The 13,669-nt window shown below is 69.3% G+C and carries 11 protein-coding genes; 3 read left to right on the top strand and 8 right to left on the bottom strand.

The genetic code is table 11. The annotated features are described in order from the left end of the window. Positions 1–16 precede the first annotated feature (16 nt). The 3 genes from ACZ7CD_RS14545 to ACZ7CD_RS14555 form a co-directional block, all read right to left on the bottom strand. Complete coding sequence (locus ACZ7CD_RS14545) at positions 17–1,330, bottom strand: citrate synthase (RefSeq protein WP_360385647.1); 1,314 nt, start codon at positions 1,328–1,330, stop codon at positions 17–19. 223 nt (positions 1,331–1,553) lie between these two features. Next, the gene (locus ACZ7CD_RS14550) at positions 1,554–2,486 is read right to left on the bottom strand and encodes a carbohydrate kinase family protein (RefSeq protein WP_360385645.1); all 933 of its coding nucleotides are present in this window, start codon (positions 2,484–2,486) and stop codon (positions 1,554–1,556) included. A 6-nt stretch (positions 2,487–2,492) separates the two neighbouring features. Next, the gene (locus ACZ7CD_RS14555) at positions 2,493–3,083 is read right to left on the bottom strand and encodes a TetR/AcrR family transcriptional regulator (RefSeq protein WP_470379044.1); all 591 of its coding nucleotides are present in this window, start codon (positions 3,081–3,083) and stop codon (positions 2,493–2,495) included. An 82-nt stretch (positions 3,084–3,165) separates the two neighbouring features. Here ACZ7CD_RS14555 and ACZ7CD_RS14560 point away from each other — a divergent pair, with 82 nt between their 5' ends. Then, on the top strand, positions 3,166–4,305 hold the full coding sequence (locus ACZ7CD_RS14560) for an acyl-CoA dehydrogenase family protein (protein ID WP_360385641.1): 1,140 nt from the start codon (positions 3,166–3,168) through the stop codon (positions 4,303–4,305). Here the strand turns inward: ACZ7CD_RS14560 and ACZ7CD_RS14565 are convergent. Both ACZ7CD_RS14565 and ACZ7CD_RS14570 read right to left on the bottom strand, forming a co-directional pair. Beyond that, on the bottom strand, positions 4,302–5,516 hold the full coding sequence (locus ACZ7CD_RS14565; protein WP_470379045.1) for an amidohydrolase: 1,215 nt from the start codon (positions 5,514–5,516) through the stop codon (positions 4,302–4,304). The genes ACZ7CD_RS14560 and ACZ7CD_RS14565 overlap by 4 nt on opposite strands. 714 nt (positions 5,517–6,230) lie before the next feature. Next, positions 6,231–7,115 (bottom strand): aldose 1-epimerase family protein, encoded by an 885-nt coding sequence (locus ACZ7CD_RS14570; protein ID WP_470379046.1) that lies wholly within the window; start codon positions 7,113–7,115, stop codon positions 6,231–6,233. 38 nt (positions 7,116–7,153) lie between these two features. Here ACZ7CD_RS14570 and ACZ7CD_RS14575 point away from each other — a divergent pair, with 38 nt between their 5' ends. Next, the gene (locus ACZ7CD_RS14575) at positions 7,154–7,930 is read left to right on the top strand and encodes an MBL fold metallo-hydrolase (protein ID WP_458429523.1); all 777 of its coding nucleotides are present in this window, start codon (positions 7,154–7,156) and stop codon (positions 7,928–7,930) included. A gap of 79 nt (positions 7,931–8,009) precedes the next feature. Here the strand turns inward: ACZ7CD_RS14575 and ACZ7CD_RS14580 are convergent, their stop codons facing one another. Further along, positions 8,010–9,404: an APC family permease gene (locus tag ACZ7CD_RS14580; RefSeq protein ID WP_360385633.1), complete on the bottom strand. Its 1,395-nt coding sequence runs from the start codon at positions 9,402–9,404 to the stop codon at positions 8,010–8,012. Positions 9,405–9,508: 104 nt separating this feature from the next. On the opposite strand from ACZ7CD_RS14580, the gene ACZ7CD_RS14585 reads away from it, so the two are divergent. Then, entirely contained in the window at positions 9,509–10,303 is a 795-nt protein-coding gene (locus tag ACZ7CD_RS14585) for a hypothetical protein (protein WP_470379047.1), read from the top strand. Here the strand turns inward: ACZ7CD_RS14585 and ACZ7CD_RS14590 are convergent. After that, positions 10,287–11,549, bottom strand: a complete 1,263-nt coding sequence (locus tag ACZ7CD_RS14590) for an MFS transporter (RefSeq protein ID WP_470379048.1) — start codon at positions 11,547–11,549, stop codon at positions 10,287–10,289. The genes ACZ7CD_RS14585 and ACZ7CD_RS14590 overlap by 17 nt on opposite strands. A gap of 58 nt (positions 11,550–11,607) precedes the next feature. After that, entirely contained in the window at positions 11,608–13,542 is a 1,935-nt protein-coding gene (gene asnB, locus ACZ7CD_RS14595; protein WP_470369529.1) for an asparagine synthase (glutamine-hydrolyzing), read from the bottom strand. Positions 13,543–13,669 lie beyond the last annotated feature (127 nt).

Consider the following 13,669-nt stretch of genomic DNA (forward strand, 5'->3'; position numbering starts at 1 on the left):
GTGAAGCGGTGGGTGACTAGCGGTTCTCCATCGGGATGAAGTCGCGCTCGGTCGGGCCGGTGTAGATCTGCCGCGGGCGGCCGATCTTCGTGGCCGGGTCGTTGATCATCTCGCGCCAGTGCGCGATCCAGCCGGGGAGCCGGCCGAGCGCGAACAGCACGGTGAAGAACTTCGTCGGGAAGCCCATCGCCCGGTAGATCAGACCCGTGTAGAAGTCCACGTTCGGGTAGAGCTTGCGGGAGATGAAGTAGTCGTCCGCGAGAGCGGTCTCCTCCAGCTGCTTCGCGATGTCGAGCAGCTGGTCGTCGGCGCCGAGCTTGTTGAGGATCTCGTCGGCGGTCTTCTTGATGATCGCGGCGCGCGGGTCGTAGTTCTTGTAGACCCGGTGGCCGAAGCCCATCAGGCGGACGCCGTCCTCCTTGTTCTTGACCTTGTTGACGAACGACGCCACGTCGCCGCCGTCGGCCTTGATCTTCTCCAGCATCTCCAGCACCGCGCTGTTCGCGCCGCCGTGCAGCGGGCCGAAGAGGGCGTTGATGCCCGCGGAGATGGACGCGAAGAGGTTCGCCTCGGAGGAGCCGACCAGGCGCACGGTCGACGTGGAGCAGTTCTGCTCGTGGTCGGCGTGCAGGATGAACAGCAGGTCGAGCGCGCGGACCAGGTCCGGGTCGAGGTCGTAGGCCTCCGCCGGGAACCCGAAGGTCATCCGCAGGAAGTTCTCCACCAGGCCAAGCGAGTTGTCCGGGTAGAGGAACGGCTGGCCGACCGACTTCTTGTAGGCGTAGGCCGCGATCGTCGGGAGCTTCGCCAGCAGGCGGATCGTGGAGATCTCGACCTGGTTGGCGTCGAACGGCGACAGCGAGTCCTGGTAGAAGGTCGACAGGGCCGAGACCGCGGAGGACAGCACCGGCATCGGGTGCGCGTCACGCGGGAAGCCGTCGAAGAAGCGCTTGAGGTCCTCGTGCAGCAGCGTGTGGCGGCTGATCTTGGAGGTGAAGTCCTCGAGCTGCGCGGCGGTCGGAAGCTCGCCGTAGATCAGGAGGTAGGAGACCTCGGCGAAGTTCGAACGCTGGGCCAGCTGCTCGATCGGGTACCCGCGGTAACGCAGAATGCCCGCGTCACCGTCGATGTAGGTGATCTCGGAGGAGCAGGAGGCCGTGTTGACGAAACCGGTGTCCAGGGTCACCAGACCGGTCGTCGACAGCAGTTTGCCGAGTTCGATGCCGGACGCGCCTTCGGTCGCCGGCACCACCTTCATCTCGAGCTCTCCGCCCCCGTGGCGCAGCGCGACGGTCTGGGTGTCGTTCGGCGCAGTCGTCGCGTCGGGCATTCAAGTCCCTCTCAACGCTCGGACGGGGTGGCGGCAGCCCGCGCGGACTGCCGTCGTCTCGGACCACCCCGTTGGGATCTGAGTCTTCAAGTTCATCCACGCTAGTCGGCGGAAGGCCCGCCTCGCAGCAGCGGTGTGAACCGATTCTGTGAGATGGGACCGGCATCACATCCGCGATGCAGGTTTCTAGCGCGGCTCCCCCACGGTAGTCCGGTTCGGCGCTTTATCCACCCAACGCGGCGGTGAGTTCGCTCGCAAAGGGCGGCTCGGCACCCGCACGCGAACATGTGATCGCGGCGGCCGCACCGGCGTAGGTCAACGCGCTGGTCCACTCCTCCGCGGACAGCGCGCGGACCTTCTCGGCGGACAACGCGTCGTGGTCGTGCAGCCACGCGATCAGGGCGCCCTGCACGGTGTCGCCGGCACCGATGGTGTCGACGACGTCGACCTCCACCGGCGGCACGTCGACCCGGTCCGTGGCGGTGATCACGGAGAGACCGTCACCACCCCTGGTGAGCACGACGGCGGCGGGTCCCTGTGAAATCCAGGTGCGTGCGATCTCGATCACGTCGCCGTCCTCGGCGAGCCACTGAGCGTCCTCGACGGACACCTTCAGCAGCCCGACGTCGGGCAGCCACGACGTGAACCGCGTGCGGTAGGCGCCCGGATCGTCGATCAGGCCTGCCCGGATGTTGGGGTCGAGAACGGTCAGCAGCCGCTTGCTCTCCCGCCGCAGCACCGTCTCGTAGACGCTCGCACCGGGTTCCAGGACGAGGCTCAGCGTGCCGAACGACACGGCCTTCACACCCTCCGGCAGCGGGCCGGGGTCCTCGACGAGCCGGTCGGCCGTGCCGTCGACGTAGAACGAGTAGCGCGCGCTGCCGTCGTCCGCGAGACCGACGACCGCGAGGGTGGTGTTCTCCTGCCCGCGCTGGACGAGGTCCGTGCCCACGTTCGACGCGTGCAGCCGTTTCACGAGCTGCTCGCCGAAGTGGTCGGCCGACACCCGCGACAGGAAACCCGTCGGCACACCGAGCCGCCCGAGCGCGACGGCGACGTTGTACGGGCCGCCCCCCAGCTTGGGCGCGAGCGGCGCCAGCTCGTCGTCCCCCACCGGCACCATGTCGACCAGTGCCTCACCAGCAACCACGATCACAGCGTCCTACTCCTTCTGGCCGGCCCCGGTCCTCTGCAGACCATCCAACAGCAGTTCCCCCAGTGCGGTGAACGCCTCGGCATCCGAAACACCCGCCCGTTTCGTGAGGACCCCCGTCTGGATGCTCTCGATGAGCAGACCGGCCATCTCGGCGAACAACGTGGCGTGCACCTCGCGGAACACGTGCAGCTCGACGCCGTCCTGGATGAACGCCTTGATGCGCTCGGCGGCGGCACGGGCGTTGCGCTCGTAGGTGGCGCGCGTGGGCGGGAAGTCGGACACGTCGGCGATGAACGCGGCCGAGGCCCTGTTCAGCTCCTCCGCGGCGGCAGCGAGGTAGCTGCCGATGCGTTTGCGCACGTCGTGGAGGCCCGCGATGCGCTTCTCGATGCGTTCGGCCGCGCCTTTGAAGTACCGGCCGACGACCCGCACGGCGAGCTGTTCCTTGCTGCCGGCGAGCGCGTAGAGGGTGGATTTCGAGCAGTGCAGCCTGCCCGCGATGTCGTCCAGCGTGAGGTGACCGAAGCCCTCGTCGAGGAAGAGGACCTCCAACCGGGAGAGCAGCTCGGCCTGCCGCTGCGTGAGAGCCCGCGTCATGTGACGACCTTGCCACACTGACTGGCAGGTGTACTGCGGTACGTCCTACAGTACAGCTACCAGTACACACCGGAGGTCGACGATGCCCGCCGAGCGGCTGCTCCCCACCCAAGAGGCCGAAGACCTGATCGCGCTGGTCAAGGAGATCGCGCGGGACGAGCTGAAGCCGCACGCGGCGGACGCGGAGGAGAACGAGAAGTTCCCCCGCGAGGCGTTCCGGCTGCTGGGCCGCAGCGGTCTGCTGGGCCTGCCGTACCCCGAGGAGTTCGGTGGCGGCGCGCAGCCCTACGAGGTGTACCTGCAGGCGCTGGAGGAGGTCGCCTCCGCGTGGATGACGGTCGCCGTCGGCCTCTCCGTGCACGTGATGTCCTGCTACGGCCTGGCCACGTTCGGCACCCGCGAGCAGCAGGACCGCTGGTTGCCGGAGATGCTCGAAGGCGAGCTGCTCGGCGGTTACGCGCTGTCGGAGACGCAGGCGGGGTCCGACCCGGCCGCGATGTCGACCCGCGCGGTGCGCCAGGGCTCGGAGTACGTCGTGAACGGCACCAAGGCGTGGATCACGCACGCCGGCGCCGCCGACTTCTACACGCTGATGGCCCGCACGTCCCCCGACGCCGGCCGCGGCATCTCCTGCTTCCTGGCCCCCGGTGAGGCGCCCGGTCTGTCCGCCGCGCCCGCCGAGCGCAAGATGGGCCTCACCGGTTCGATCACCGCGCAGCTGTCGTTCGACGGCGTGCGCTTCGGCACCGACCGCCTGATCGGCGCCGAGGGCGACGGCTTGAAGATCGCTCTGTCCGCTTTGGACTCCGGCCGGCTCGGCATCGCGGCCTGCGCGGTCGGCCTGGCCCAGGCGGCACTGGACGAGGCGGTGGCGTACGCCAAGTCCCGCACCCAGTTCGGTCGCCCGATCATCGAGTTCCAGGGCCTGGAGTTCCTGCTCGCCGACATGGCCGCCGCCGTCGAGTCGGCGCGGGCGACGTACCTGATGGCCGCCCGCCGCCGCGACGCCGGTCTGCCGTTCCGCCAGCAGGCGTCGATCGCCAAGCTCGTCGCCACGGACGCGGCGATGAAGGTGACGACCGACGCCGTGCAGGTCCTCGGCGGCGCCGGCTACACCCGCGACTTCCCGGTCGAGCGCTACATGCGCGAGGCCAAGGTGCTGCAGATCTTCGAGGGCACCAACCAGATCCAGCGCCTCGTGATCGGCCGCGGCCTGCGCTAGCCCAGGTTCTCCCGGTAGAAGGGATCGGCGACGGTCCCTTCGCCCTTGCGCTCGTCGAACGCGTAGACCTCGCGTCCCTGGATGTAGACGTGCAGCGCGCGGCTCATCACGTCGAGCGGGTCCCCCGACCAGATGACGACGTCACCGTCGAGACCGGGCTTGAGCGCCCCGACCCGGTCGTCCAGCCCCATGATCCGCGCGGGGTTGGTGGTGATCGACCGCAGCGCGACGTCGCTGTCGAGCCCCTCCTTCACCGCCAGCGTGGCCTGGTGCACCAGGAAGTGGATGGGGATGACGGGGTGGTCGGTCGTGATGGCGAGCTCGACCCCGGCCCGCGCGAGGATGCCCGGGTTGCGCAGCCCGCGGTTGCGCAGCTCCACTTTGGACCGGGTGGTGAACAGCGGACCGATGATCACGGGGATCTGCTTCTCGGCGATGAGGTCCGCGATCAGGTGGCCTTCGGTGCCGTGGTTGAGGATCAGCCGGTAGCCGAACTCCTCCGCCAGCCGGATGGCCGTGGCGATGTCGTCGGCCCGGTGCGCGTGCTGGCACCACGGCAGCTCGCCGGTGAGCACCTTGCCGAGGACCTCCAGCGTGGTGTTGCGGTCGAACGCCTTGCCGTCCGCCTCCGCCTCCGCCTTCTTCGCCAGGTAGTCCTGCGCCCTGGTGAGCTCGTCGCGGATGACCGCCGCGACCCCCTGCCGCGTGGACGGCAGCTTCCCCTTGTCGCCGTAGACCCGCTTCGGGTTCTCCCCGAGCGCGCTCTTCACGCTGACCGGTTCCTTGACGAGCATCTCGTCGACCGTGCGCCCCCAGCACTTGATCGCAACCGTCTGCCCGCCGATGGGGTTGCCCGACCCCGGCTTGATCACCGCGGTGGTGACACCCCCGCTGAGCGCGTCGGCGAACCCGATGTCGGCGGGGTTGATCGCGTCGAGCGCCCGCATCCGCGCCCCGACGGGGTCGGTCATCTCGTTGGTGTCCTGCCCGGCCCACCCCTCGGCCTCCTCGTGGACGCCGATGTGCCCGTGCGCCTCGACGAAGCCCGGCAACACCCAGGCCCCGTCCGCGTCGACGACCCGCACCCCGTCCGGGATGTCGACGTCGGCGCCGACGGCGACGATCTTCCCGTCCTGGATCAGAACAGTGCCGCCTTCGACGGGCTCCCCGTCGACCGGCACGACGTAGCCCCCGGTGATCGCGATGTTCATGGTTAGCAACGCTAACGGTTGGACGCCGCTCGGGCCAGTCCACCCTCGTGGCTCTCGCTTTGCCTGCGTTTCGTGCGCGGTCGCCTGATCGGGTGAAGGTTGTCCTGATTTGCACGCCTGGGCGTCTGTTGGGATGTCCGGATGCAGGTGGTTCGTTCGCCCGCAGACAAGGAAGCGCGGGAGGGGCGCACGGCACGTTGTTAGGGATCGCGTCGAGGGGGTGGAGGTGAGGGTGCGATGGAAGGAGGGGGTTGGGGCGCGCTGGGGAGACGCGTCGGGGTGCGTGGGGATCGGGTGGGGAGCCTGGGCGGGGGTGCGCGGGGACTCGCGGCCGGGAACGGGCTGGGGTGCGCCGGGGGATGACGGGGTGGAGGCCAGGCGCGAGCCGCACGGCGGAAGCCGCCGGGTAAGAGCCGCATAGCGGGAAGCGTCAGGGGATCGGCTTGTGATCGAGCCGAAGGCGAGGCGTGAAGGGCTTTCCTCGGGCGGTTCCGCGGTGGGTGGCTTCCCCGTCTAGCGCTCCGATCGTCCTGCCCAGGTCTGGCGCGCTCCGAAGCGCTCGACGGGGAAGACGCACACCGCAACGCAACCGACAACGCAACCGGCAGCCGCACAAAGCAACAGGCGTGCCATCAACCCGCGAACGGCGCCGGCGGCTTCTTTGGGAGTGTCGGAGTCTGGGGCGGAGCCCCAGGAACAGCCACCCTCAGCGAGTCACAGCGGCCGAATCCCCCACCGAGCCCCCCAGGACTCCCCCGGAGCCACCCAGATCAAATCCACCCCGGAGTTCAACGCATCCGGCGGACAGGTCATCGGCTCAACGGCCACCGCCCGCCCCCGCCCCGGATAGGCCTCCGGCGTGTACACCTGCACCCACCGGAAGTCCGGGTCGGCCCACAGCTCGACCCCCCAGCCGTCACCGGCGAGCGAGTGCCGCACCAGCCCGTCGCGGCCCGGTTCGCAGCCGCCGAACGGCGTGTCGAGCTGGACCCCGGCCAGTGGGCGGCCGGCGCGGAAGTCGTAGGAGGTTCCCTCGACGGGTACGGCGGGGCCGGAGGGCACCATCCGTTCGAGGTCCAGTGGGAGGACCGTCGTGGCCGCCAGGGTGAGCGTGCAGGAGTCCGTGGAAGCGTTCCCAGCGCGAGGGTAGGGGTGGGTGCCGACGCCGAAGGGGGTGGCGAGCTCGCCGACGTTCGTCACGTGGTGGGCGATGGTCAGGCCGTTGTCGTCCAAGGCGTAGGAGACGGTGGTGCGCAGGGCCGCCGGCCAGCCGGGCTGGGGGTCGATGACCGTTTCGAGGGTCACCAGGGAGCCGGTGTGTTCGAGGACGGACCAGGGGCGGCGGCGGACCAGGCCGTGGATGGCGTTGCCGCGGGCCGGTTCGGTGACCTCCAGGTGCTGGACCTCGCCGTCGAGGGTCCAGCAGGCGCCGGCTGTGCGGTTGGGCCAGGGCACGAGGACGGCGCCGGCGGACATCGGTGGTTTCTCGTCCGGGCCGAACGTCTCCACGTACGGGACGCCGTTCACCTCGAAGGACCGCAGGCCCGCGCCTACAGTCGTGATCACAGCGGTGGCACCCTCGTACGAGATCCCCAACATGAGGCTGAAGCCTACGGGGCCAACGGAAGGAATTGCCCATGAAGGTCCATCACCTCAACTGCGGTTCGATGCGGCCGCCGCTGGTGCCCGGCGGGCTCGTGGCGCACTGCCTGCTGATCGAGGCCGACGACGGGCTGGTGCTGGTCGACACGGGCTTCGGCACGCACGAGGTGAAGGACCCGGCGCAGACCATCGACGGGCTCAGCCGGCGGTTGCTGCGGCCGCTGCTCGACGTCAACGAGACCGCGGTCAGCCAGGTCGAGAAGCGCGGGTTTCGGGCGAGCGACGTGCGGCACGTGCTGCTCACGCACCTCGACATGGACCACGCGGGTGGGCTGCGGGACTTCCCCGGTGCGACGGTGCACGTGCTCGACACCGAACTGGAGGCCGCGACCAACCCGCGCACGACCAAGGAGAAGATGCGGTTTCCGAAGGCGCAGCGCGAGGGGGTCACGTTCCGGACGCACCACGCGACCGGTGAGGAGTGGTTCGGGTTCGAGGCGGTCCGCGACATCCCGGGGCTGCCCGCGGACATCCTCATCGTGCCGTTGGTCGGGCACACCCGCGGCCACAGCGGCATCGCGGTCAGGTCGGACGACGGCTGGCTGCTGCACGCCGGGGACGCCTACTTCTACCGCGGTGAGGTCGAGACGCCGCCGAGCAGCATCTTCGCGCTCAAGATGACCGCCAGGCAGACGGAGACGATCCGGGTGCAGCGGCTGTCCAATGTGGAGCGGTTGCGGGAGCTGAAGGCGACCGGTGAGGTCGAGGTGTTCTGCGCGCACGACCCGGTCGAGCTGGCCAGGCTGGGATGACGGCCGTCCGCACGCTCGGGTGCGACAAAGGCAGCGGAACCGGTCGGGCGTGCCCGACCGGTCCCTCGTGCCGAACCGGTCACTTCGACAGGTTCTCCGGGCTGATGTCGACCTTGCCGTGCAGCACCCGGTTGATGCCCCAGAGCACCAGGCCGGCGAGCAGCAGGTAGCCGGCGATCTTGTAGTCGTCCCACGGCCGGCCGGACGTGAACGGCAGCGCCAGGTACGCGCAGGTGATGGCGCCCAGCACCGGTGCCCAGGTGGGTGCGCGGAAGTGCTTGTGCTCGGACTTCTCCTTGCGCAGCACCAGGCACGCGATGTTGACGATGGTGAAGACGACGAGCAGCAGCAACGAGGTCGTGCCGCCGAGCTTGCCGATGTCGGCCGTGGACACCAGGATCACCGCGATGCCGGTGGTGAAGACGATGGAGATCCACGGCGTGCGGCGGAACGGGTGCACGGCGCTGAAGAACTTCGGGATGATCTTCTCGTTGGCCATGCCGTAGAGCAGGCGGGACGCCATCAGCATGTTGATCAGCGCCGAGTTGATGACGGCGAGCAGGCCGATGAGGGCGAAGACCCACAGCGGGAAGCCGGGTGCGCCGACGGTGACGACCTTCAGCAACGCGCCGGAGCCGGCTTTGGCGAGCTCGTCGGACGGGATCAGCAGCGACGACGTGATCGCGACCAGGACGTAGATCAAGGCGGCGATGCCCATGCCCCACAGCATCGCGCGCGGGAAGATCCGGACCGGGTCGCGGCACTCCTCCGCCATGTTCACCGAGTCCTCGAAGCCGACCATGGCGAAGAACGCGAGTGCCGTCGCCGAGGTGACCGCGAGCAGGACGTTGGAGCCGGACGGCGTGTGGATCTCGGTGAGCCGCGAGGGGTCGCCGTCGCCGACCATGACCGCGTAGGCGCCGATCGCGATGATGATGATCAGGCCGGACAGCTCGATGCAGGTCAGGACCACGTTGGCCTTGACGGACTCGGACACGCCGCGGAAGTTGATGATCGCGAGCGCCGCGATGAACACGATCGCGATGCCGGTGATGACCAGCGACTCCGGGCTGAGCGCGATGTCGAAGAACTCCACGAGCAGCTGCCGCAGGTAGGTGCGGCCGAACGCGAGGGCGGCGCTGGAGGCGGACGTGATGCCCGAGCACATGACCGCGAACGCGACCATGAACGTCAGGAAGTGGATCTTGAAGGCCTTGTTGGTGTAGAGCGCGGCGCCCGCGGCTCTCGGGTACTTCCCGACCAGCTCCAGGTAGCTGAACGCGGTCAAGAACGCGACGACGAACGCGAGCAGGAAGGGCAACCAGAGCGCGCCGCCGATCTTGCCGGCGACGTTGCCGGTCAGCGCGTAGATCCCGGTGCCGAGGATGTCGCCGACGACGAAGAACAACAGCAGCTTGGGCCCGATCGCCCGGTGCAGCCCCGGTTGTTCCGTTTGTGGAGTCGCTTCAGCCATGCCGTGGAATTGTGCCGGTTCGGTGTGACGACCAGCACTGATGACTGCTTTCCTCACCCGTATGGTGTAATCGACCGGACTCGTTCCGACCTGGGGGTGTCGCGATGAAGCGCGCGGTCCTGCTGATCTCGACCGCGGTGCTGGCGGCCTGTTCCTCCCCGCCGCCGGCCGCTCCGGGGCCCACCGCCGTGGTGCACGAGGACATCGCCTCGCTGGTGTCGGCGACCACCCGTGCCGTGTCGGAGAAGACCTCCTACCGCTTCACGGTGACCGCGCCGGTGGGCGGTGGCGCCGTCGCGTCGGCGTCGGGGGTCGTGCGGCTCACGGCGGGTGACGGCGCGGACGTCGAGGCCACGACCGAGCGACCGGTGCAGACCGGTGGGGCGCCGCAGAAGCTGCACTACGTGTCCACGAGCGAGGACAACGCGTACGTCGAGCTGCCCCCGGTGTTCGGGCTGCCCGCGGACAAGCCGTGGGTGAAGCTCACCCGCGCCGACACCGACGAGTTCACGGACACCATGCTGGGCTTCTACGACCTGGTCCACCAGGAGGCCGTGTTCACCCGGTACCACCTGCCGATCATCGCGGCCGGCGGTGTGGTGCGGTTGTCCGGCCAGTTCGGCGACCGCACGCTGTACACGGTGGACGTCGACCACCGGAAGGCCTACGACTCGCTGCCGGACGGTTTCCTGAAGAACGAGGTCAAGATCGCTCTCGACCAGGGCGTGCAGGCGTCGGTCGCCGAGCTGGACTTCGACCGGGCCGGTCTGCCGACCCGGTTGAAGGTTTCCCGGCAGTTCGGCCAAGCGACGATCGTCGACGACGCCAGGTTCACCGACTGGGGCACGTCGGCGCGGGTCGTGGACCCGGTGCCGGCCGTGGTCAGCCAGCGGAACTGACGCGGTAGCGCCAGATCGCGGGCAGCAGCAGCACCGCGACGACGGTCGCCACGACCACCAGCACGCCGCCGGCCGTGACCGCCGCGGCCGTGCCGAACGCCGCACCGCCCGTGCCGTGCAGCAGGTCGGCGATCCGCGGGCCGCCCGCCACGACGACGATGAACACGCCCTGCATGCGGCCGCGCATCTCGTCCGTGGCCGCCGATTGCAGGATCGCGCCGCGGAACGCCATCGACACCATGTCCGCCGCGCCCGCCAACGCGAGGAACGCCGCCGCCACCCACAGGTTGCCGGAGAGCCCGAACCCGGCGATGGCCACGCCCCAGGCGACCACCGACACGGTGACCGCGACGCCGTGCCTGCCGACGTTCGCGATCCACCCGGACGTCAGCCCGCACAGCACGGCACCGATCGGGATGGCGGCGAACAGCACGCCGAGGGCGAACCCACCGCCGGGTGGGTCGCCGAACGTGTGCTGCGCCATCTCCGGGAACAGCGCCCGCGGCATGCCGAACACCATCGCGATGATGTCCAGCAGCATCGACGCGAGCAGCACCTTCTGCGCCCACAGGTAGACGAAGCCGGCCAGCACGTCCTTCAGCCCTGCCCGCCGCACCACGCCGTCGAGCGGGGGCATCGGCGGCAGCTTCCACACCGCGTAGACGGTGACGACGAGCGCGATCGCGTCCACCAGGTACAGCGTGGGCAGCCCGACGACGGGCATCAGGGCGCCGGCGAGCAACGGCCCGAGCACGGCGCCGAACTGCATGACCGTCGAGCCGAGCGCGCCCGCCGACGGCAGCAGCTCCGCCGGCACGAGCCGGGCGATGGAGGCCGACCGGGCGGGCGCGTTGGCCGCGAAGAACACCTGTTGCAGGCCGAGCAGCGCGATGACGAGCCACACTGATCGGACGTCCAGCGCGGCCTGCACCCACAGCAGCACGGAGGAGACCGCGATGCCGGTGTTGGTGACGAGCAGCAGCTTGCGCCGGTCGACGGTGTCCGCGATCGCGCCGCCCCACAGCCCGAAGACCAGCAGCGGCACCAGCGCCACGCCCGCGGCGATGCCGACCCACGCGGACGAGCCGGTGAGGTCGTAGACCTGCTTGGGCACGGCGACGGCGGTGAGCTGGGAGCCCACCGCCGTGACGATCGTGGAGAGCCACAACCGGCGGTACGCGACGATCTTCAACGGTCGCGTGTCGATCACGAACGTCGAGCGCGCGCTTCTCCCCACAGTGGCCACTTCGTTAGCCTATGACAACTAACAAGCACTTCACGTGAGGTGTCACCAAGACCACTCGTCAGAGGCGGACCGGGTACACCGGCTCCGGCACCTTCGGGCTGATCCGGCCCTCGACGAAGATCCCGTGCCAGATCATGAAGCACAGCACGGACCACAGCTGGCGCGACCGGTCGAACTGCTCCGACTTGTGCTCGGCCAGCAGGTCGAGCACGGCGTTCTTGTCGAGCAGGTGGCCGGTCTGCGAGTCGGCGATGATCCCACGCGCCCAGTCGTACATCTCGGCGCGCAGCCAGTGCCGGATCGGCACCGGGAAGCCCAGCTTCGGCCGGTTCAGCACGTGCGGCGGGATGATCTTGGCCAGCGCCTTGCGCAGCGCGTACTTGGTCGTGCCCTCGGTGAGCTTCTGCTCCAGCGGCACCTCGGCGGCCACCCGGAAGACCTCGGGGTCGAGGAACGGCACCCGCAGCTCGATCGAGTTGGCCATGGTCACCTTGTCGGCCTTGACCAGGATGTCGCCGCGCAGCCACGTGAACAGGTCGATGTGCTGCATGCGCGCGACCGGGTCCCAGCCCTCCGACTCGCGGTACCAGGGCGCGGTCACGTCCTGGAAGCCGACGCCCTCGACGTAGCCGGGGAACACGGCGCGGACCTGCGCGTCGCTGAAGTTGCGGGCGTTGCCGTAGTAGCGCTCCTCCAGCCGCAGCGAGCCACGCCGCAGCAGGTCCTTGCCCCGCACACCCTCCGGAATGGACTTCGACACCGCGCCCATCAGCTTGCGCACACCGCCGGGCACCTTCTCGAACGGCGACAGCGACAGCGGCTCGTGGTAGATCACGTACCCGCCGAACAGCTCGTCCGCGCCCTCGCCGGACAGCACCGCCTTGACGTACTTGCGGGCCTCCCGCGCGATGAACCACAGCGGCACCAGCGCCGGGTCCGCGACCGGGTCGTCGAGGTACCAGAGGATCAGCGGCAGCTCGTTCATCATCTCGTCCGGCGACACCGTGCGGACCACGTGCCGCACGCCGATGGCCGCCGCCGTCTCGGCCGCGACGTCCACCTCCGAGTAGCCCTGGCGGTCGAAGCCGCTGGTGAACGCGATGAGGTTGGGGTTGTGCAGCTTCGCGAGCGTCGCCGTGGCCGTCGAGTCGATGCCGCCGGACAGGAACGCGCCGACCGTGACGTCCGGGTCGGAGATCATGTGCTTGGCCACCGAGTCGCGCATGACCTCGGCGATCCGCTCGTGCAGCGCCTCGGCCTCGTGCTCGCCGTTGACCGGCCGCGGCGCGAACACCGGCTTGAAGTACCGGTTGAACAGGACCGGCCCGCCCGGCGTGACGCGGAACGAGGTGCCGGACTCGACGCGGCGGATCGCCCTGTGCAGCGACTCGGGCTCCGGCACGTACTGCAGGACCAGGTAGTGCTGCAGCGCGGTCTGGTCGAGCTCCTGGCTGATGCCGAGGGTGCCGGTGAGCTGCAGCAGGCTCTTCTTCTCCGACGAGAACGCCACCCCGCCGGGCCCGGACGCCCAGTACAGCGGCTTGATGCCGAACGGGTCGCGCGCGCCGAAGACCACCCGCTCCTGCGCGTCCCAGATCATGAACGCGAACATGCCGCGCAGCCGCTTGACCGAGTCGGCGCCCAGGTAGTGGTAGGCGGCGACGATCGACTCGCCGTCGCCCTGGGTGCGGAACTGCGCGCCGAACCGCAGGGCCAGCTCGGCCCGCAGCTCCTTGTAGTTGTAGATCTCGCCGTTGAAGTTCAGCGTGTACCGCGCCGGGTTCTCCGGCGGGCCCCAGACCAGCGGCTGGTGCGAGTGGTCGAGGTCGATGAAGCCGAGCCGGTTGAACCCGTAGACGACCTCCGCGTCGGCCCAGGTGTCGCTCTCGTCAGGACCGCGGTGCCGCTGGCAGCGCAGTGCGGCGGCCACTGAGCCGCGCGCCGAGCCGGCGCCGGCTTCGGTGGGGCAGATGAGTCCGAGCACTCCGCACACGTGAAGTCACACCTCGTAGTTCGCTGTGGCTGAGCGCCCAGTATGCCGAGGGGTGGTTTGGGCGCTTAGGTCAGCCTGAGGACGTGTGAGGCCGCCACCAGGTTCCGCGACAGTGTGTCAAGGCCAT

This window comes from Lentzea sp. NPDC036949, assembly GCF_055608075.1.